Here is an 18,615-nt window from a genome sequence, read left to right as displayed (position 1 = left end):
ATCCGGTTCCCCCGCTGCGGTGTGAACGACCCTGTTCTAGAATAGAGTTCCAGAAATTTGTTCTGATTCCGGGTCAGGTTGGCGACCTCGGGGGAACGGGTGATGCCCCGATGGATGCCAAGCGGCTTGTGTGCCATCGTGTCGAGGGTCGTCGGACATGGGCGCTGAGGTCTGGGGTGGTCGTACGTGGATTGGCTCGATGGGACGGACTTCGGTCACTACGCGCTGTGCCCGGCGCCGTACCTGAAGTCCTGGAACGGCACCGAGGCGGATGCGGTGACCCCGGAACATGTCGGGAAATTCGTACTGCCGGACCATGGGGACGTGCTCACGCTGGGAGGGCAGGGACTCCCGGTGGCCTGTCTGGAGAGGATGATGACCTTTGTCCGGTGGGTCGCCTGTGATGACGACGCCGGGCTGGAGGACGCCGTGGAACAGGCCATGAACTCGCACGAGTGGCAGGACGCGTTCGAGATCACACTGGGCGGCCCCTACGTTCTGCTGGATTCCGGGGCGCTCGGCGCCGAAGTCGGTGAGGACGAGGTGATCCGGGTGAATGTTCCCCACGGGCGCTACCGGGTGCGGTCACTGCTCATCCGTCCCGCCATGGGCGAGTTCTTCCTGGAGAGGCTGATCGCGATCTGAACCCGTCCCGTCCGCCGTCGGGGCGAAGGGACCGCTCAAGGCGGCCCACTGGAGCAGCAGGATGGTCTTGCCGTCGGCGATGCGGCCGTCGTGGCACATGGCGAGGGCGTCGGGGAAGGGCAGTTCGAGCACTTCGATGTCCTCGCCTTCCTCCTCAAGGCCGCCGCCGTCGCCGGTGAGGTCGGCCGGCGTGTAGGGGGCCGCGTAGAAGTGCAGGCGCTCGGTGACCGAGCCGGGACTCATGTAGGCGTCCAGGACGTGGGTGAGCGGGCCCAGCGTGACGCCGAGCTCCTCGGCGCTCTCGCGCCGGATGGCGGAGAGCGGGTCGTCGCCGTCGAGCAGCCCCGCCGCGGCCTCGACGAGCATGCCGTCCGGATGGCCGTTCACGTAGGCCGGGTAGCGGAACTGGCGGGTCAGCAGCACGCGCCCGCGCTCCGCGTCGTACGGCAGGACGACCGCGCCGTTGCCGCGGTCGTACGTCTCGCGCTGCTGGGTGACCCAGCGTCCGTCGCGGCGCCGGTAGTCGAAGGTGGTGCGCCGCAGGACGTGCCACCCCTGGGAGGTGAGCTCCACGTCGCGGACCACGACGTCGGGGTTGCCGTCCAGGTCGCGTCCGGCGCGGTCGAGGCCGGTGCGGCCGCGGTGGTCGGGGGAGTCGATGCCGGGGCGGGTTTTCACACGGCCTCCTGAGGGGCGTGACGGGGGATCTCGGCCACGTCGTGGTGGACGGGCAGGCCGCGGCCGAGGGCGGTGGCGACGTCCTGATCGGCCCCGGTGGACTCACCGGGCAGCCGCAACACGGCGTCGAGTGGGCGCATCGGCTTGTCGGTCATGGCGCGCTACGATACATGCAGAAACGTGCAAGAACAGGAGAGAACGCGAATGCTGGCTGCCGAACGGCGCGACCACCTGCTCGCCCTGCTCGCCCGAGAGGGCAAGATCGTCGCCAAGGACGTCGCTGCCGAACTGGGCATCTCCGAGGACAGCGTGCGGCGCGACCTGCGGGATCTCGCCGCCGAGGGCCTCTGTCAGCGGGTCTACGGCGGCGCGCTGCCCGTGTCGCCCGCGGTGGTCGACTACGCGGCCCGGCAGGCCGTCGCCCCGGACGGGAAGCAGCGGGTCGCCTCGATCGCGGCCGGGCTCGTGCCCCCCGGCGGCGCGGTGATCCTCGACGGCGGGACCACCGCCCTCGCCGTCGCCCGCGCGCTCCCGAACGACCTCGACTGCACGGTCGTCACCCACAGTCCGACGATCGCCGCCGCCCTCCTCGACCATCCGCGGGCGGAGCTCTTCCTGCTCGGCGGCCGCGTTTTCAAGCACTCGGCGGTCACCTGCGGCGCCGCGGCCGTCGAAGCGGCGCAGAACGTCTCCGCCGACCTCTGCCTCCTCGGCGTCACCGGCGTGCACCCCGAGGCGGGACTGACCACGGGCGACGGGGAGGAGGCGGCGATGAAGCGCGCCCTGTCCGCGCGGGCGGCGGAGACGTACATCCTCGCCTCCTCCGAGAAGATCGGCACGGCGTCGCGCTTCCGCGTCCTGCCCTGGGAGGGGGTCAGCGGGTTGATCACCGACGCCGACCCCCGCGACCCGGTCGTCGTGCGACTGAAGGCGCTCGGCGTGGAGATCCTGACGGCCGGCGTCTGAAGGCCCTCGGGCGGGGTCGCGTGGCAGGGGTGCCCGCGGGGCGGGAATTTGTCAACCAAGGTTGACGCGACATTCGCTGTCAACGTAAGTTGACGTCATGACCGATGCGACCGATCTCGCCGCGCGAGCGGGCGACCGCGACCCCCGGGTCGGGCTGCGAGCCGTCTCCGCGCTGCGGCGACTGCTCGAACAGCTGGAAGCCGTCCAAGTGCGCAGCGCGCGCAACCAGGGCTGGTCGTGGCAGGAAATCGCGGCCGAACTGGGAGTCAGCCGACAGGCCGTCCACAAGAAGTACGGGAGGCAGTGATGTTCGAACGGTTCACCCAGGCCGCACGTGCCGTCGTGAAGGGAGCGGTCGAACGCGCGGAGCGCGACGGCGCCGACGTCGTCACCAAGGAACACCTGCTCCTCGCCCTCCTCGACCGGGACGACACCCGGGCCGCCGCCGCCCTTCGGACCCTCTGCCCGCCGGACCGCCGCCCCTCCCTCGTCGCAGCGCTCGCCGACGCCCGGCGCCGGGCAGGACTCTCCCGCGCCGACACGAAGGCCCTCGCGGACCTCGGCATCGACGTCGGCGCGATCGTGGCGCGGGTCGAGGAGACCCACGGCACCGGCGCCCTCGCGGGCGACCGCAAGGGCTCCGGCTGGTGGCCGGGCCGCCGGACCTTCTCCCGGGAGGCCAAGACCGTCCTGGAGAAGTCCCTCCGCGTGGCCGTCTCCCGCAAGGACCGCGAGATCGGCGACGAGCACATCCTGCTGGCCCTCACCCTCACCGGCGGAGTCGTCGCCGAGGCACTGGCCGACCACGGAGTGACGTACGCCGCCGTCGACAGCGCGGTCTCCGGCCCGAAGGTCCCCTGACCAGGAGCCGCCCTCCGGGGCCGCGTACCCACCGCGAGCGAATCCGCTCGACCAGGACACCCCTGCGAAGAGATCATCAGGCATGGAATTCCTCTGCTACCACCGCGACCGGCCCGATTCGCTCCCCCTGCGCGACGCACTCCTCGCCGACCACTGGGCCTACATGGACGGCTTCGAGAAGGAACTGATCGCCCGGGGCCCGACCTTCTCCGACGACGGCACTGTCGTCACCGGCAGCATCCACATCGTCGACCTGCCCGATTCCGCCGCCGCCCGCGCGTTCGCCTTCGACGAGCCCAACTACCAGGCCGGCGTCTACCGGGACGTGCTGATACGCCGGTGGCGCAACCTGCTGGGGCGCACCATGTGGGACTTCCCCGGCGGCCGGACCGGCGGCAACCGCTACCTGGTGATCGGCCTCGGCGAGGGACAGTCCGCCGACCTCGCCCTCCCCTCCGACCTGGACGACCTGATCGCCTACGGTCCGCTGCTGGCCGACGACGGAACCACCTGGCTCGGTACCGCCGCACTGGTCCGGGCACCCGACCCGGACACGGCCCGCGCCCTCCTGACCCAGGACCGGTACGCGGTGATCGAGGTCCACAACTGGCAGTTCGGCGGACGCGCCTGACGCCTCGGAACACAGGAGAAGGCCCCCGGCGCAACACTCCGGGGGCCTTCTCGCCGACAGGGGCCGCTCAGCCGGACGCCGCGATCCAGGCATCGAGCTGCTCCTGCGCGGTGGCCGGATCGACCACCGGCTCGACGAGCGTGCAGCCGGCACCCCGACGGTTCACACGGCCGCTCCACCGCGCTCGCGAAGCCCTCCGACCTCCCGTCACTCGGGCCGGTTGAAGCGGCGGACGGCCCACAGCAGGGCGAGGACGCCGCCCGCCAGGAGCAGTACGGCTTCGAGGAGCAGCGGCGGCGGGTGACCGGCCCACGTGAGACCGGCGGTGGCCGTGTGGTCGGACACCCGCAGGGTGATGCAGCGGCGCAGGAGGTCGACCGCGTAGGCCAGGGGGTTGGCGGCGGCGAGGGCGTGGGCCCAGCCGGGGAGGGCGGTGAGCGGGAAGAAGCCGCCCGAGAGGAAGAGGAGCGGCATCATCACCAGCCCGAGGAGCGTGTGGAACGTCTCCGCCCGGTCCAGGCTGACGGCCAGGGCGAGGGCCAGGGCCGTGATGGTGAAGGAGGCCAGGATCATGCAGGCGAGGAGCAGCGCGAGGAGCACCGGGTCGTAGGGCAGGCCGGCCACCCCGGCCAGGGTGAGGAGCACGGCCCCCTGGACCGCGGCGACCAGCGTGCCCCCCGCGCAGTTCCCGAGGAGCAGCGTCGACCGGTGCACCGGGGCCATCAGGAGCTCGCGCAGGTAGCCGCTCTGCCGGTCGGTGATCAGGCGGACGCCGACCATGATGGCCGGTGTCTGCACCGTCATCATCAGCATGCCGGGGAACAGGAAGGTCTGGTAACCGACGCCCAGTTGGGACCGGGGGATGAGGGAGGCGAGCCCGCCCCCGAGGATGACGAGGTACAGCGCGGGCTGCAGCAGCATCAGCGCGGTGTGGGTGCGCTGGCCGGCCAGGCGCAGCAGATCGCGGTGGACCAGGGCGTGGATCGCGCGCAGCTCGTGCCGCAGCCGCGCGGGCCGACCGGAGCCCGGAGCACCGGGGCTCCCCACGGCGACGGAACCCCCCGTCGAACCACCGGCATCGGCCGTGCCGGAGGCGCTCCGGCTGAACGTGGTCATCGGCCACCGCCGGATGCCGCCGAGCCGTCCGGCACCCCGGGAGGCAGGGGCGCCCGGCCGGGCTGCGCCACGTCCAGACTGCGGCCGGTGTGGTGGAAGAACACGTCGTCGAGCGTCGGCGCGGTGGCGGACGCGGAGTGCACGGCGATGCCGTGCGAGGTCAGCGCCGTGCACAGGCGGGGGATCCAGGCGCTGCCGTCGGGCACCCGCAGGCAGATGCCGCCGCCCGGGTCCGTGGTGACGTCGCGATCGGGCGGCGCGAGCGTACGCACGACGTCGTGGGCCTTCGTGTCGTCGCCGGTGCGCAGGACGATCCGGTCGTCCCCGATCGCGGTCTTCAGCGCGAGGGGCGTGCCCTGGGCCACCAGGCGGCCTCGGTCGATGATGGCGATCCGATCGCAGTTCTCCGCCTCCTCCAGGTAGTGGGTGGTGACGAAGAGCGTGCTGCCGTGCCGCTCGCGGAGGTGCTGCCAGACCTGGGCGCGGGCGTGCGGGTCGAGACCCGTGGTCGGTTCGTCCAGGAACAGCACACCGGGGGCGTGCAGCAGTTGGCGGGCGATCTCCAGGCGGCGGCGCATGCCACCGGACAGGGTGCGTACGAGGGAGCGGTGCCGGTCGCCCAGTCCGGCCGTCTCCAGCACCTCGGCGACGCGTCGACGCGCGTGACGGCGGGAGATCCCGTACAGCCGTGCGTGGATGAACAGGTTCTGCTCGGCCGTCAGGTCCCCGTCCACGGCACTGTGCTGGAACAGCATCCCGACCCGCCGTCGCACCTGATGGGGCTCGGTCAGCACATCGGCCCCGGCCACCGTGGCGCCGCCGGAAGTGGGACGGGCCAACGCGCACAGCAAGGCGATCGTGGTGGACTTCCCGGCGCCGTTGGGCCCGAGGAACGCGAAGGTCTCCCCCTGCGCCACGTCGAGGTCCAACCCGCGCACGGCATGGGTGACGGTGCCCTCCGGCCCCGGGTAGCTCTTGCCCAGGGAACGCGTGCTGATGGCGTACGCGGGCCCCGGCGGGTGCCGGGCGGTGCGCGCACCGGAGGGGGCGGCCGTCAGAAGGGCCGCTGGGGAGAGCTCGGCGTCGCCGGCGGGTGGCTGCATGGGGTCCGGTCCTCGTCTCCTGGTCCACGTCCACGGGTTCGCCGACCGCGGCCACCGGGCGCACCCGCGAGTCGCGGCGCGCGTCCGGTGTGCCGCGGGCGGCACGCCTCAGGTCAGGCGGGGTGTGTGCGGTGGAGGCGCGGCCGCCGGGCGGCCGCGCTGTCGAGCGGGTGGGTGTCCGGCCGGCGGTCGTCCCGGGTCCTGACCGCCGGCCGGATGGTGCTGCACGTCCTACGCGCAGCTGATTCCGATACAGACCGTGTTGAGGAGCGTCAGGAGGCCGACGCACTCGCAGGTGGCGGCGAACGGCGCTCCGTCGACGCCGACCGGGTCGGTCTCCGGCAGGGCGTGGAGCTGGGCGAGCAGTTCGATGTCGTGGTTCTCCATGGTGTTTCTCCTTCTTCTGTGAGGTGGCGACAGGACGTGCTGCCGCGCACACCGGCACATGGACGATCCAGTGCCGGGGGTCGAGGGGACGCGTCCGCGGGGTGAAGACCGGGATTCCGGTGCGGATGCGTCGTTCCAGCGGGACGGGACAAGCCCGTACCCGTGGGGGATCGGTGCGAGAGGCACCTGGGGAGGGCCCGTGCGGGCTCAGGAGGGCGGCTGGACCGTCCAGTGCCGGGAGGTCCCGGGATGGCGGAGCCGCAGGAGGAAGGCGAGGATTCCGGCGGACCCGTCGCTCCAGCTGGTCGACACTTCCCCGTACTCGTTGGGGAAGACCGCGTGGCCGCGGCGGTCGGTCCTCTCGCACACGATGAGGCGGGCCAGGTCCCCGGCCATGGAGCGGTAGACGGGATCACCGGTCGCGTCGGCCATGTCGAGGAGGAAGTCGCCGTTGCCCGCGAGACCGTGGCACTGGGTGAGCGGGGCGCGTGAGGCGCGTTCGGCGACGGCACGCGTACTGCGGCGGGCGAGGTCACCGAACCTGTCGTCCCCGGTCGCCTGCCACAGTCGGACGAGGAAGCCGCCGATACCCGCGGCACCGTGGCACCAGTACGGGGCCGTCGGCACGTCGCCGGCCTGAGCCGGCCACTGCGCCGCATCGCCGGACAGCACGGCACTCGCCAGCAGGTCCTCACCCACCCGCACCGCCAGCTCCCTGTGCGCGGGGCGCAGCGAGAGGGCAGCCGCGCCGAGGAGGAAGCAGCCGATGCCGGCCGTCCCGTGCGCGAAGCCGAGATACCGCTTGCCCTCCCCGGCGGATTCGGCCCCCGCGGAGTCCCCTCCCGGTGGGCCACCCCCCGAAGGGTCGCCCTGCGGAGAGCCGGTCTCCGGCGCGCCGGCCTGACCGGGAACCGCCCAGCCCACGCCGTCCGGCCCGTGCCGCACGGCCGCGGCCAGCCGGTCGGCCGCTTCGACGGCGCGCTCCGCCCACCGCGCGTCCCCCGTGCGCTGCCACAGATGGAGGGCGGCCAGCCCGCTCCCCGCGGAGCCATGGGTGATGTCGTGATGGGGCGTCGCCTGCTGCGGCGCCAGAGCCAGGGCCAACGCCCGCTCCGTCAGCGCGCGGTCGTCGACGGCACGTCCGGCGTCGTACAGCGCCCAGGCCGTCCCGCGACCGCCGAAGTGCAGGCCCGGCCGAGTCGAGCGGGTGTCGACGCGCTCCGCGATCCAGCGGCCCGCCGTGGAGATCACGCCGGGCAGACGCGCGTCGCCCGTGACCTCGAAGTACCGCGTCAGGACCGCCAGCACGCCGGCCGCGCCCTGCTGGACGGTGCAGGGGTCGCTCTCTCCGGCCATCGTCGACACGGGCCACAGCCGCCGGTCGTCGGCCGGAGTCATCGAGCCGATCAGATGCTCCACGAGCCCGGCCACGACGTCAGGCCCCACCGCCGCCTCGGGCCCGGCGGGATCCTCCGCTGTGGCGATCGGTGCCGCTGCGTCCCGAGCCGCTCCGTCGCGTGCCCCGTCCCCCGGTGCGGGGCGGGTGACGGCTCGTGACGTCCGCCGTCCTCGCGTCGCCGTCCGCAGGGCCTCGCGCGCTCGGGCGGGCTCCCACCGCTCGGCGGGATCGTCCCTCATCAGCCCGAGGATCGCCTCCGCCACACCGTCCGGCAGATCCAGCGGCCCGGCGCAGGCCGCGAGCCATGCGGCGAGCCGCTGCTCTGCCGCCTCGCCGGCGGGCTCCTCCGGCAGGAGGTTCGGCACCTTCCCGGCCAGGACGAAGCACACGGTTGCGCCGAGGCTGTAGTAGTCGGCCGTGGCGGACACGGGCGCGTCGGCGAGGCGCTCGGGGGCGCTGAAACCGGGGGTTCCGACGCGGGTCGGCAGGGCGGAGTCATCGGAGTGGACGGCGAGTTCGAGGTCGATGAGGCGGAGTTCACCGTCGGGACGGACCATGACGTTCGCCGGCGTGAAGTCCCTCAGCACGCAGCCGCGGGCGTGCGCCGCCTCGACCAGGTCCACCAGCCGCGCGGCCTGGAGGAGCGCGTCGGCGCGGTAGCGCTCGAATCCCGCGTCGCGGAAGTGCTCGGCCACCCAGGTGCGGAGCGTCACCCCGGGGATCTCGTCCTGGGCGAGGAACAGGTGCCCGGCGTGCTCGAACACGGCCAGCGGCTCCGGAGCCAGTCCCCAGCCCTTCAGCTTCTCCAGCATCCGGGCCTCGGCCCGCAGCCAGTCCCGTACGTCGGACCCGGAGGAATCGGCCTCCACGTGGGGCCTGGCTTCCTTGATGACCACGCGGGAGCCCGTACGCACATCGCTGCCCCGGTACACACCGCCCTTGTTGGTGTGCCGGATCGCCTCCTCCACCGCGAACCGGCCGCCGAGCACCACCTTGCCCCTGCCCGCCTCGCGGCTACGCGATGGAGCGGGTGCCGCGGCGGGGAACGGAGAGACGGCCCAGGAAGGCGGCGCGTACTGACCCGTCCGCTTGTCCTCCACGGGATTGCCGTCCGGGTCCTCGATGAACCACACCAGCAGGCCGTCGTCCGACAGCCGCCGCCGGCCGACGAACGACCCGTAGCGGTAATGCACCAGACTGTGCACGGCGTAGGGCTGGTCCGACAGGATCCGCGGCCCGGCCATCCCCGTTGTCACCTCGTGCAGCTGCCGGGCGAGGGTGGCCGCCTCGGCATCGGAACACGGATAGACGGTGATGAACTTCCCCGAGCTTCCCCGAGGCGTGCCACGGGAGTTGAGCGCGCTCACCTGCTCCAGGGACCGGGCGAACTTGAACCCCGAATCCCCTCGCAGCAGCACCCCCAGGGCCTTGTCGAGAACCGCCGGCGCGGACGCGGTCGTCGCCGACACATGTAACTTCCACCCCTGCTGGCGTCGTGTCCCGGATCCGGTGGCCGCCACCCGGCACCACATCTCGTCCGCCTCGGCCGTCCAGCGCTCACCCGTACCCGTGGCCCGCAGCGCTCGGCGCAGAAGGCCTTCCAGCTCGACTTCCCTGATGTGGCTCGTCATCGTGTGTCCCTCTCAACGGTGAGTACCGCTGGCGAGTAAGTGCCCAGGGGCATAACCACATCAACACACCTCCTGTCATATTCACTTGATTGAGCGAGCGCAGGGAGCTCATCACCCCTCCCAGAGCGCGCCCGGCGCAACACAAGCCGCGCCCAGCGCAATCCGAGACGCCCGCGCACATCCACGCAGCCACGCCGGCCGCCAGGGAAGACGTCCCCGTGCGGGTGTGTCTACGCCCCCGGTTCCGAGGGCGAGGGCGAGGGCGAAGGCGATAGCGAAGGGGACGGGGACGGCGATGCCGATGCGGACGTCGATGTCGACGTCCGCGCCGCGGGCCCGGGTGCACTCCAGCTGCTGAGCAGACGCAGCGCCCCGGCGGTGTCGGAGCCTGGCTCGACGCCGTACACGCACAGGGTCTGGTCGGAATCGCCGGGGACCTGGAAGGACTCGTAGGAGAAGTGCAGGTCGCCGACGAGCGGGTGGTGGTAGTGCTTCGCGCCGTGCGTGCGCCGCAACACCCGGTGATCGTTCCACCATCCCGAGAACTCCGGCGACTTCAGGGTGAGTTCGCCGACGAGATCGGCCAGCCTGCGGTCGTTCGTGTGGCGGCCGGCCTCCAGGCGCAGCATCGCGACCGTCTCGGCGGCGATCCGCTCCCAGTCGCCCACGCGCTCGCGGGCCTCGGGGTCCAGGAGGTAGTACAGGGCCAGGTTGCGGCGGGGCGCGGGCAGCGCGTCGAAGTCGGTGAGGACCGCGCGGGCCAGCCGGTTGGAGGCCAGCACGTCGGTGCGTCGGCCGAGGACGAACGCGGGCACGTGGTCGAGCGTCTCCAGCATCAAGTGCAGCCCGGGACGCACCCGCTGAGGCCCGACCGGCGCACGGCGGCCCGGAGCGGGCCGGGCGAACAGGTCGGTCAGGTGCTCGCTCTCGGAGGGGTCGAGGCGCAGCGTGTCGGCGAGGGCCTGGACGACCTCGGGGGAGGGGTTCTGCGCCCGGCCCTGTTCCAGGCGGGTGTAGTACTCGGTACTGACCCCGGCCAGTCTCGCGACCTCGTCACGGCGCAGCCCGGGAACACGGCGCACCCGGCCGTCTTCGGGTAGCCCCGCCTGCCCGGGTGTCACCCGGGCGCGGCGGGTACGCAGGAAATCGGCGAGCTCGCGACCACGATCATCCATGTCATCCAGTGTGCCGGGCGCCCGAGGCCGAGACGGCGGCGTGGGTGGTACTGCCGGTACCTGCCTCGGCAGTACCGGCCTGGTCAGGGCACTTTACGGCGCTCAATGAGGCATCCGCGGGTGGTGTTCTTGAGAAGGCGCCGACGGGAACCGCACGGCGCCCCGCCCCCCCCAACTCCAGCCCACTCCGCTTTCTTCAGTTCCACCCGGCCCCCGCCACCCACTGGCGCGCTCCTTCACCCGTTCACGCACCTCGAAAGGCGTACCCATGACCACGCACACGACCTCCCACCCCCTCGCCGGCCGCGTCGCGGTCGTCACCGGCGCCTCCAGCGGCATCGGCGAAGCCACGGCCGAACACCTCGCAGAGCTGGGCGCCAGGGTCGTCGTCCTGGCTCGGCGCGCGGACCGTCTCCACGAGCTCGTCGCCAGGATCGAGAAGAACGGCGGCGAAGCCCTGGCCCTCGCGGTCGACGTGACGGACACCGAGGCGGTGCGCGCGGCGGCCGACCGGGTCGCGGCCGAATTCGGCGGCGCCGACCTCCTGTTCAACAACGCGGGCGTCATGCTGCCCGCACCCGTCGAAGAGCTGGCCTCCGACCAGTGGCAGCACCAGATCGACCTCAACATCAGCGGCCTGATGAACGCCATCGGTGCCTTCACGCCGCAGCTGGTCGAGGCAGCCCGCGAGCGAGGCGTCGCGGACCTCGTCAACACCTCGTCGATCGCGGCCCGGAACATCTTCCCGAACTTCGCCGTCTACTCCGCGACCAAGGCGTACGTCACCCACCTCTCCCGCCACCTGCGCGCCGAACTGGGCTCCAAGAACGTCCGCGTCTCGGCGATCGAACCGGGCATCGTCACCACCGAGCTCCAGAGCCACGTCACCGACGAAGGAGCCCTCGCATGGCTGGAGAGCTCCAAGGAATCCATGGAGTGGCTCACCCCCGCCGACATCGCGCGCACCGTCGGCTTCACCGTCGGCCTCCCGCCGCGCGTGAACCTCCAGCAGGTCACCGTCATGCCCACCGGGCAGCCGAGCTGACGCACCCTGCCCCACGCGGAAAAGGGAGCGGGTCCGAGGGCGTAGCCTGCCCCCGGACCCTGTCGATGCCGCTCACATTCACACGCCGGCACAGTTGAGGACCCGGGTCATTCGTCATTGCGTCGCGTCCTGCCATTGGACCACCGCCGATCGAGCTCGGCGGACCAGATTCGAACTGGCATTTCGACGCACCTGGGCCCGGGCCCGGTCGATCCGGCGATGAGCGGCGCATGCTGAGTCTGGAGCAATAGTCTGAGATTGACCGCGGTCTGCCTCTGCCTGTTGGGCCATCCCGGCGCGAAGTGCCGGGAGGAGGACTCGAACCTCCACTGGAACCGCAGATGTCACGACAAGGCTCAGCTTCAGCTTTGCGCTCCTCGCGCACCCCGGCCGTGTTCTGTGGCCGGGGAGTTCATGGTGTCCCCGCTACCCGAAGAGGTAGCCGAAGACGGCGTCGCCGACCCGCTGGTCGGTGACCTCGGCACTGTTCGCCTCCTCACGGGCGAACTTCACCGCCTGCTGCAGCTTCTCCACCCGCGCCAGCAGCTCGTTGACCCGGCGCGCCGGCAGCGCACCCGAGAACTTCACCGTCGTCCAGTACCCGACCGGCACGTCCTCGTAATAGACCTCGACCTGCGCCGGATGCTTGTCCGTCGCCTCCGCCTTCACGTGGTTCCGCGGCACCTTCTTCGTACGCACCGTGCGCACGACCTCCGTCTTCCACGCATCGGTCGACGGGTCCTGCGTCCACGACTCGGCGGCGTCCAGAACCGGAAGCTTGCGGACGAACGTACTCACGTCCGTCAACTGCTTCTCCAGGAAAAGCAGATAAGCAACGGGCACCTGCTCCACGAGCACGCGTCCGTCCACCACGACGTCCGCGCGCGCCTCGCAGTTCGCCCAGTCCTTCGTGGCCGTCACATCGAACAGACGCGTCAACGCCCTTGCCGTGTCCCGCAGTACGTCCTCGGCCTTCACCTGAACCAGCGTCGACTCGGGCGGCAGCTGCTCACCCTCCTCGTCCTTCGGCTGGTACGTGCGCGAGATGCCGGCGAGCAACGCGGGCTTCTGCAGGCCGTGATGAGCCGCCGTCAGGTCCTGGTGCGCCCGGGACTTGACGCCCTTCTCCACTGCGATGATCTGATTGAGTTTCGTTGCCACGTCGCCGACCCTAGACCGGGGGACCGCAGCCGATCGACCCATTTTCCCTCTGCAGGATCATCCTCCGCAGAAGTGCGCCCCCGCCGCCCCTGCCGCTCCCGTCGCTGTCGCCACGGACCTCACCGTCTACCGCACCACCGCAGTCAGGGCCGACCGCACCGCCGCCTTCACGGTCGACCGCACCGCCACCGTCAGGGCCGACCGCCCCGCCAACCGCACCGCCGACGGACACACTGGCCGGCCTCGGAAGGACCTCGGCCGCCCCTGCCCGACCTGCGATGTCAGTGGCGGCTGGAAAGCTGGAGGAATGAACGGCGATGAGCAACTGCTGCGCGGCCGGGTCTACGGCCACGACCACGACGACCCCGACCCGGGCCCGACCCCCGGGCAGAGCTACGCCGTCCTCATAGGCGGGCCCTTGGACGGCCTGCTCCTCGACGTCACCGGCTGGCGGCCCGAGGAGGTCGAGGACGGCGCGGCACTGGCCACCGAGCTGGGGCAGTGGCCCGGCGGACGCTCCCTGTACGACCCGCGCCCCGGCGAGCCCCGTACACCCGGACCCGGCATCGTGTGCCGCTTCCACCATTCGGGGGACACGCCCTGACGTGAGGTGCGCACCGCACGTCAGGGCAGGCTCCGGGAACGACGTGCCCGGAGGTCAGCGGGCGCCGAAGACCTGCGTCCAGTAGGGACCGCCCGAGCTGTGGATCCCGATGCCGATCTCCTTGAAGTCGCAGTTGAGGATGTTCGCGCGGTGGCCCGAGCTGTTCATCCAGGCGTCCATCACCTGCTCCGGGGTCTGCTGCCCCATCGCGATGTTCTCGCCGTACGTCGACCACGGGTAGCCCGCGGCCGTCACGCGGTCCCCGGGGCCCTTGCCGTCAGGGTTCGTGTGGTCGAAGAAGTCCCGCGCGGCCATGTCGTCGGAATGCCCCTGGGCCGCCCGCGTCAGCGTCGCGTTGGCGGTCAGCGGCCCGCAGCCGGCCTTGGCCCGCTCGGCATTGACCAGCGCGATCACCTGATCCGCCGCCGAAGACTGGCCGGTGTCCTGCCGCCCGCCGCCCCCGCCACCGGTATCCGTCCCGCCCGTCGGCGAGGCACTCTTCGACGGCGCGGACTTCGTCGTGGCCGGGGCCGTCGGGCGCCGCGTCGCCGGCGCGGTGGTGGAACGGGGACTCTTGCTGGGCGTGGCCTTCTTGGGGGCGCCCGGGGTCGCGGTGGCGGAGGCCGACGCGGACGCCGAAGGTGACGCGGAGGTCGTGTACGGCGCGGCGGTCAGCGTGCCCGGTTCGTTCGCCAGGGGAAGGTCGAGGTCCGGGGCAGAGGCCCGGTTCGCCTCCAGCCGGTCCTCCCCGTCGCTTCCCGACTGCAGCGAGAAGGCCCCCGCGGTCACCGCGGCGACGGCGATCCCGGCCGCGACGGCGGCCCGTCGGCGCGTACGTTCGTCGGCCTGCTTGCGCCGCCGCCGAGCCGCACGGGTGCCGCGCGCTCCGGCCGCCACGCCGCCGGCGCCCCGTTCCGCGTGAGCGAACGAGTCGACGTCCTGGGGGAGCAGCACGAAGGCCTCAGTGACATCAACGTCATCAGGGATATCAACGGAATAAGCGACATTGGCGGCATTAGCGGCGGCATCGTGGACGGTCGGCACCCCGATCAGACCCGCGGCCGGACCGTGGGAGGGCGCACCCGCGAAGCCTCCGGTGGCGCAATGACCGCACTGCACGGTGTGCCGGGCCAGCTGGTCACGCCAGAGCGCACCAGGCCGCCCGTCCCAGGCGCCCGCCTCCCGGCCCAGGACGGGGCAGCGGGGCTCCCGGGCCAGCGCCGCGGTCACGGACCGGGCCGCGTCCACACGCCCGCGTACGGCCTCCATCCGCATCTCGGTGTCATACGGGGACCAGCTGAGCGCCGCAGCCGTCTCGAACCTGCTCAGGCACCCCTCCTGCTCCAACGACCACAGCGCCGCCATCAGCGCATCCTCGACGTCCAGCCACCGCAGCGCCTCCGCGAAACCGCCCCCCGACACGGCGGCGGCACCCGGATACACCTGGACGGCAGCCGCGTGAGCAAGCGTGCTCTCCACCGCGACCGCGACGATCCACGGACGCAACCCCTCCGCGGACACCACACCGCTCAGCCCGTACTCGACGCGCCCCAGCGTGTCCCCCACCACGCCCCGCACGGCCGCCTCCGCGCCGGCCCTACCCTCCAGCGCGCGAGCCGCCAGCGCCTGGACGAGCGGCTGATATGCGGCGGCGAGCTGCTCACGCACCCAGGGAGCGCCCCACTGCGCCCCCCGTATCAGCTCCGCATCCGTCAGCTGCTCAAAACCCATGGTCCGCTGCACGCTGTCCGTCCTTCACTTGCCTGGTGGAGTTCCTTGCACAGGGGAGAGCCTCGGCCAGGCGCAGCGATAACGGAAAGGCGAAAACCGAAGTCGTGACGTGGGTCACAGGGGCTCCCGGTGGCTCTGATCACGACAAATGCGACGTGCCAGGGGTCATGTGCCGTGCGTCATGGTCCATGCGCCATGTGATCGTCCGGCACTCGGTGCGGCCGCCGTCGTGGCCCCTCCGCGACGGCGGCCGCTTCGCCTCTCAGTCGAGCCGGGCGGCGGCGAAGGCCTCGATGGCGTCGCGCTGGTACGCGGCGAGCCCCGGGGCAATGGCCTCGTAAGCGGTGCGCCACGTCTCGTTGTCGACGACGGCGCGCCCGATGGCCCGATAGTCCTCGGCGGACACAGGCCGCATTTCGGTCAACGTCCTGTACTGGATGTCGATCTCGGCCTGAACGGGATCGGCGTCGGCCCGAAGCCCCGCGGCCATGAACTCGGCCAGCCGGATCATCCGCGCCGTGCGCTCACGGTGCGCGGCGTCGGCATCGGCCTGGCTCATCGTGGCGGCGCGGCGTCCGACCTCCTGAGCGAGCTCGGGGAAGTCGCGCATGTTCTCCTCGTACTGGGAGGGCGTCACGCCCTCGAAGAGGTTCTCCGGTCGGTTGATGCTCACGGCACGGCCGTCCTTCCTGGACTTTTCCAGTTCGGCGATCGTGAGGGAAACGCTGCCCGCCAACACGTCGAGCCGGTCCCGCTCCGCCAGAAGCCGCCGATGGTGGCCACGCAAGGCATCCACCTCGTCGACCTGTTCGGACAGGATCCGCCCGATCTCCGGCACCCCGACGCCCAGCGCCCGCAACACGAGGATCTGCTGCAGCCGCAGCAGCTGCGCCTCCCCGTAGTAGCGGCGCCCACTGGCCCCGATCCGCGCCGGCGGCAGCAGACCGGTCTCGTCGTAGTGGCGCAGCGTCCGGGCCGTAACCCCCGACATCCGGGCCACCTCCGCAATCGACCAGTCCATCACGACTCCCACACCTGTGTCGCCGGGCCGGAGTCTCCGGCCCTGGTCACGACCGTAGAAGCTGCCGCAGCGACAGCTTCAACCCCGAGCCCCGAGATCCTCGCGACCGAACCGCTGCCGCTAGTGGAAACCCTCCAAGCGCAATAGGGCATCCTTGTGCCGGTCAAGATCACTGCGCTTGGCCGTACGACCGCAGACTGGCAGGGCGCGGTGGCCCGAGCGGGCGCCGCGTTCTCGCCGTTGCGACAACACACAGGGGACACCTCACCGTGAACGAACGCGTCATCGAGCCCAAGAGCAGGGGTTTCCTGTTCCTCGACTCCCACCCCGGCGGCTGCCGGAAGCTGGTGGAGGACATGTGGCAGGCCGTCCCGGCGCCGGTCGAGGCCGGCGGGGAGGGGCCCGTGGCGCTGGTCATCGGCTCGTCCGCCGGCTACGGCCTGGCGGCGACCATCGCGGGTCTGGCGCGTGTCGGCATCCGGGGCATCGGTGTGTGCTTCGAGAAGGCGCCCGCGCGGCGGACCGGCACGGCCGGGTGGTACCGGACCGCCGCGACCGCTCGGCTCGCGGAGGAGCACGGGCGGGACATGGTCTTCCTCAACGGGGACGCGTTCAGCGACGCGATGAAGGAGGAGGTCGCGGACCTGCTCGTCGAGCGGTTCGGGGGACGGCTCGACTACCTGATCTACTCGGTGGCCGCACCGCGCCGCACCGACCCGGACACCGGTGACGTGTACGCCTCGGTCCTCAAGCCGGTCGGCTCGCCGTACACCACCAAGACGCTCGTCTTCGACCAGGACGGCGCCCCGGAGGTGAAGGAGGTCACCACCGAGCCGGCCGAGGGCGACGACATCGAGCAGACCGTGGCCGTGATGGGCGGCGCCGACTGGGAGCGCTGGATCACCTTCCTGGCGGACCGCTCGCTGCTGGCCGACGGCTTCAGCACTGCGGCCCTGTCGTACATCGGCTCGCCGCTCACCGCGGAGATCTACCGCCAGGGCACCATCGGCGCCGCGAAGTCCCACCTGGAAGCCACCGCACGCACGCTGGACGAGCGGCTCGGCAAGACCGTGGGCGGCCGTGCCGTGACGTCGGTCAACGCCGCCGCCGTCACCCAGTCGTCCACTGCCATCCCCGGCATCGCCCTGTACGTCGGCCTGCTCCGCGGCGTCCTCGGCGACGCGATGATCGCCCCGATCGGCCAGCTGGTACAGCTGTGGGACCAGCTGAGTGGCGCCCGCCCCCTCGACCTCGACGACGAGGGCCGCGTCCGGCTCGACACGTGGGAACTCGACCCCACCGTGCAGAACGACGTCGCCGAGCGCTGGTCCACCGCCACCAGCGGCACCATCACCGAACTCGCCGACCTCGCATGGTTCAGCGACGAAGTCCGCCGCCTCTACGGCTTCTCCGTCCCCGGCATCGACTACACCGCCGCCGTGGAAACCGACGTCCCCTGGCCCGCCCGGACGGTCTGACCCGAGCTGCGAGCCACGTGTCGCGAGCCACATGTCGCGAGCTACGTGGCACGTGGCACGGGCCACCGGTTCCGTACGGGCCGCCGGTTCCGTACGGGATCCCGAACCTGTACGGAGCCGGCGGCCGGATCGGCTTGTCGTACTGGCAGAGCCGGTGCGGCCTACGAGAGACCTGCCGCCTGTCGCCCGCCGCGCCTCGGCCGGTAGCGACACAGCCGGTCCGGCCGTGGGGCGGCTCAGCCACCCCACGGCCGCGGTCAGGCCTCCAGCGAGACGGCCTGCTTCGCGGCGGCGACGAACGCGCGAATCCGCTGGTGGTCCTTGACGCCCCGAGAGGACTCGACACCGCTGGAGACGTCGACTCCCCACGGGCGCGCCCGACCGATGGCCTCGCCGACGTTCTCCGGCGCGAGCCCGCCGGCGAGGAGCCACTTGCCCTCGGGGCGGCCCGTCTCGAGGAGCGACAGGTCCCACGGCTTGCCGGAACCCGCATCGGGCGAGTCGAGGAGGAGCACTTCCTCGCCGTAGGCGCCGACACGGGTGTCGGGCCGGTCGTTCAGCGACGTGGCCCGCCACAACCGCGGAAAGACGCCGGCCGCTGCGGCGAAGTCCTCCTCGCCGTACGCCGTGCCGTGCAGTTGAAGGGCCCCGAAACCCAGTTCACCGGCGATACGGGCCGCCTCGGCGGCCGGCGTGTCGTTGACCACGAGGACGGACAGAACCTCCGTCGGCACGTGAGCGGCGAGCCGCACCGCCCGATCCCGTTCGAGCCCCCGCACGCTGGTCCCGCTGATCACCAGACCGACGGCGTCCGCGCCCGCCTCGACCGCCACATCGATGTCGTCGGTGGTCCCGAGCCCGCACACCTTGACGAACACTTGCACTCTCCTCTGCTCAACCCGGCGCTGCACCCCGACCCTACTCACCCCGGGCCCCCGCCGACTGCCCGATGGCGTGCAGGGAATCACCGAACAAACCCTGTA

At 71.8% G+C, this 18,615-nt stretch carries 18 protein-coding genes and 2 pseudogenes; 8 read left to right on the top strand and 12 right to left on the bottom strand.

Annotated features, from left to right (window positions below):
• Positions 1 to 186 precede the first annotated feature (186 nt).
• A complete protein-coding gene (locus ACFCY7_RS07380; RefSeq protein WP_376482151.1) occupies positions 187 to 645 on the top strand; it encodes an Imm21 family immunity protein in 459 nt (152 codons plus the stop codon).
• On the opposite strand, the gene ACFCY7_RS07375 is transcribed toward ACFCY7_RS07380, so the two are convergent.
• The gene (locus ACFCY7_RS07375) at positions 586 to 1,323 is read right to left on the bottom strand and encodes an NUDIX domain-containing protein (RefSeq protein ID WP_376482150.1); all 738 of its coding nucleotides are present in this window, start codon (positions 1,321 to 1,323) and stop codon (positions 586 to 588) included. The genes ACFCY7_RS07380 and ACFCY7_RS07375 overlap by 60 nt on opposite strands.
• Positions 1,320 to 1,454 (bottom strand): annotated as a pseudogene (locus ACFCY7_RS07370) (DUF4406 domain-containing protein); the annotation flags it as partial. The pseudogene ACFCY7_RS07370 and the gene ACFCY7_RS07375, both read right to left, overlap by 4 nt.
• Before the next feature lie 73 nt (positions 1,455 to 1,527).
• On the opposite strand from ACFCY7_RS07370, the gene ACFCY7_RS07365 reads away from it, so the two are divergent.
• From ACFCY7_RS07365 to ACFCY7_RS07350, 4 genes are all read left to right on the top strand, one after another.
• Entirely contained in the window at positions 1,528 to 2,289 is a 762-nt protein-coding gene (locus ACFCY7_RS07365) for a DeoR/GlpR family DNA-binding transcription regulator (protein ID WP_376482149.1), read from the top strand.
• A gap of 97 nt (positions 2,290 to 2,386) precedes the next feature.
• Positions 2,387 to 2,596 (top strand): helix-turn-helix domain-containing protein, encoded by a 210-nt coding sequence (locus ACFCY7_RS07360; protein ID WP_026058749.1) that lies wholly within the window; start codon positions 2,387 to 2,389, stop codon positions 2,594 to 2,596.
• Entirely contained in the window at positions 2,596 to 3,150 is a 555-nt protein-coding gene (locus ACFCY7_RS07355) for a Clp protease N-terminal domain-containing protein (protein ID WP_376482148.1), read from the top strand. The genes ACFCY7_RS07360 and ACFCY7_RS07355 overlap by 1 nt, the downstream gene beginning before the upstream one ends.
• An 82-nt stretch (positions 3,151 to 3,232) precedes the next feature.
• Complete coding sequence (locus tag ACFCY7_RS07350) at positions 3,233 to 3,781, top strand: YciI family protein (protein ID WP_376482147.1); 549 nt, start codon at positions 3,233 to 3,235, stop codon at positions 3,779 to 3,781.
• Positions 3,782 to 3,988: 207 nt separating this feature from the next.
• Here the strand turns inward: ACFCY7_RS07350 and ACFCY7_RS07345 are convergent, their stop codons facing one another.
• The 5 genes from ACFCY7_RS07345 to ACFCY7_RS07325 all read right to left on the bottom strand — a co-directional run bounded on the left by ACFCY7_RS07345 (position 3,989) and on the right by ACFCY7_RS07325 (position 10,592).
• Positions 3,989 to 4,897 (bottom strand): ABC transporter permease, encoded by a 909-nt coding sequence (locus ACFCY7_RS07345; protein ID WP_376482145.1) that lies wholly within the window; start codon positions 4,895 to 4,897, stop codon positions 3,989 to 3,991.
• Positions 4,894 to 6,000 carry an ATP-binding cassette domain-containing protein gene (locus ACFCY7_RS07340; RefSeq protein ID WP_376482143.1) on the bottom strand — a complete coding sequence of 369 codons (1,107 nt, stop codon included), beginning with the start codon at positions 5,998 to 6,000 and terminating at the stop codon, positions 4,894 to 4,896. The genes ACFCY7_RS07345 and ACFCY7_RS07340 overlap by 4 nt, the downstream gene beginning before the upstream one ends.
• A gap of 231 nt (positions 6,001 to 6,231) precedes the next feature.
• Complete coding sequence (locus ACFCY7_RS07335; RefSeq protein WP_367825650.1) at positions 6,232 to 6,387, bottom strand: VenA family class IV lanthipeptide; 156 nt, start codon at positions 6,385 to 6,387, stop codon at positions 6,232 to 6,234.
• A 207-nt stretch (positions 6,388 to 6,594) separates the two neighbouring features.
• Positions 6,595 to 9,417, bottom strand: a complete 2,823-nt coding sequence (gene lanL, locus ACFCY7_RS07330; RefSeq protein WP_376482141.1) for a class IV lanthionine synthetase LanL — start codon at positions 9,415 to 9,417, stop codon at positions 6,595 to 6,597.
• A gap of 230 nt (positions 9,418 to 9,647) precedes the next feature.
• A complete protein-coding gene (locus ACFCY7_RS07325; protein ID WP_376482139.1) occupies positions 9,648 to 10,592 on the bottom strand; it encodes a helix-turn-helix domain-containing protein in 945 nt (314 codons plus the stop codon).
• A gap of 268 nt (positions 10,593 to 10,860) precedes the next feature.
• Here ACFCY7_RS07325 and ACFCY7_RS07320 point away from each other — a divergent pair, with 268 nt between their 5' ends.
• On the top strand, positions 10,861 to 11,637 hold the full coding sequence (locus tag ACFCY7_RS07320) for an SDR family oxidoreductase (RefSeq protein WP_376482138.1): 777 nt from the start codon (positions 10,861 to 10,863) through the stop codon (positions 11,635 to 11,637).
• A gap of 303 nt (positions 11,638 to 11,940) precedes the next feature.
• Here the strand turns inward: ACFCY7_RS07320 and ACFCY7_RS07315 are convergent.
• Both ACFCY7_RS07315 and ACFCY7_RS07310 read right to left on the bottom strand, forming a co-directional pair.
• Positions 11,941 to 12,028, bottom strand: a pseudogene (locus ACFCY7_RS07315).
• 35 nt (positions 12,029 to 12,063) lie between these two features.
• Complete coding sequence (locus ACFCY7_RS07310; RefSeq protein ID WP_376482137.1) at positions 12,064 to 12,840, bottom strand: hypothetical protein; 777 nt, start codon at positions 12,838 to 12,840, stop codon at positions 12,064 to 12,066.
• Between the two features lie 265 nt (positions 12,841 to 13,105).
• Here ACFCY7_RS07310 and ACFCY7_RS07305 point away from each other — a divergent pair, with 265 nt between their 5' ends.
• Positions 13,106 to 13,402, top strand: coding sequence for a hypothetical protein (locus ACFCY7_RS07305; RefSeq protein ID WP_376482136.1), 297 nt, complete (start codon positions 13,106 to 13,108; stop codon positions 13,400 to 13,402).
• 54 nt (positions 13,403 to 13,456) lie between these two features.
• Here the strand turns inward: ACFCY7_RS07305 and ACFCY7_RS07300 are convergent, their stop codons facing one another.
• Together ACFCY7_RS07300 and ACFCY7_RS07295 are read right to left on the bottom strand one after the other, a co-directional pair.
• Positions 13,457 to 15,145 carry a CAP domain-containing protein gene (locus ACFCY7_RS07300; RefSeq protein ID WP_376482134.1) on the bottom strand — a complete coding sequence of 563 codons (1,689 nt, stop codon included), beginning with the start codon at positions 15,143 to 15,145 and terminating at the stop codon, positions 13,457 to 13,459.
• 250 nt (positions 15,146 to 15,395) lie between these two features.
• Positions 15,396 to 16,154 carry a MerR family transcriptional regulator gene (locus ACFCY7_RS07295; RefSeq protein WP_376482132.1) on the bottom strand — a complete coding sequence of 253 codons (759 nt, stop codon included), beginning with the start codon at positions 16,152 to 16,154 and terminating at the stop codon, positions 15,396 to 15,398.
• 269 nt (positions 16,155 to 16,423) lie between these two features.
• Between ACFCY7_RS07295 and fabV the strand changes: the two genes are divergently transcribed.
• Entirely contained in the window at positions 16,424 to 17,632 is a 1,209-nt protein-coding gene (gene fabV / locus ACFCY7_RS07290; RefSeq protein ID WP_376482130.1) for an enoyl-[acyl-carrier-protein] reductase FabV, read from the top strand.
• A gap of 257 nt (positions 17,633 to 17,889) precedes the next feature.
• Here the strand turns inward: fabV and ACFCY7_RS07285 are convergent, their stop codons facing one another.
• Positions 17,890 to 18,510 (bottom strand): phosphoribosylanthranilate isomerase, encoded by a 621-nt coding sequence (locus tag ACFCY7_RS07285; protein ID WP_376482129.1) that lies wholly within the window; start codon positions 18,508 to 18,510, stop codon positions 17,890 to 17,892.
• Positions 18,511 to 18,615 lie beyond the last annotated feature (105 nt).

The sequence above is a fragment of the Streptomyces sp. NPDC056361 genome, assembly GCF_042262805.1.
Lineage (GTDB): Bacteria > Actinomycetota > Actinomycetes > Streptomycetales > Streptomycetaceae > Streptomyces.
This window is presented reverse-complemented; position numbering and strand designations above follow the sequence as displayed.

Bases quoted from the DNA above. Each gene is read 5' to 3' on its own strand.
- ACFCY7_RS07365 (WP_376482149.1), top strand. From the start codon at position 1,528: ATGCTGGCTGCCGAACGGCGCGACCACCTGCTCGCCCTGCTCGCCCGA.
- ACFCY7_RS07360 (WP_026058749.1), top strand. From the start codon at position 2,387: ATGACCGATGCGACCGATCTCGCCGCGCGAGCGGGCGACCGCGACCCC.
- ACFCY7_RS07355 (WP_376482148.1), top strand. From the start codon at position 2,596: ATGTTCGAACGGTTCACCCAGGCCGCACGTGCCGTCGTGAAGGGAGCG.
- ACFCY7_RS07350 (WP_376482147.1), top strand. From the start codon at position 3,233: ATGGAATTCCTCTGCTACCACCGCGACCGGCCCGATTCGCTCCCCCTG.
- ACFCY7_RS07345 (WP_376482145.1), bottom strand. From the start codon at position 4,897: ATGACCACGTTCAGCCGGAGCGCCTCCGGCACGGCCGATGCCGGTGGT.
- ACFCY7_RS07340 (WP_376482143.1), bottom strand. From the start codon at position 6,000: ATGCAGCCACCCGCCGGCGACGCCGAGCTCTCCCCAGCGGCCCTTCTG.
- ACFCY7_RS07335 (WP_367825650.1), bottom strand. From the start codon at position 6,387: ATGGAGAACCACGACATCGAACTGCTCGCCCAGCTCCACGCCCTGCCG.
- lanL (WP_376482141.1), bottom strand. From the start codon at position 9,417: ATGACGAGCCACATCAGGGAAGTCGAGCTGGAAGGCCTTCTGCGCCGA.
- ACFCY7_RS07325 (WP_376482139.1), bottom strand. From the start codon at position 10,592: ATGGATGATCGTGGTCGCGAGCTCGCCGATTTCCTGCGTACCCGCCGC.
- ACFCY7_RS07320 (WP_376482138.1), top strand. From the start codon at position 10,861: ATGACCACGCACACGACCTCCCACCCCCTCGCCGGCCGCGTCGCGGTC.
- ACFCY7_RS07310 (WP_376482137.1), bottom strand. From the start codon at position 12,840: ATGGGTCGATCGGCTGCGGTCCCCCGGTCTAGGGTCGGCGACGTGGCA.
- ACFCY7_RS07305 (WP_376482136.1), top strand. From the start codon at position 13,106: ATGAACGGCGATGAGCAACTGCTGCGCGGCCGGGTCTACGGCCACGAC.
- ACFCY7_RS07295 (WP_376482132.1), bottom strand. From the start codon at position 16,154: ATGGACTGGTCGATTGCGGAGGTGGCCCGGATGTCGGGGGTTACGGCC.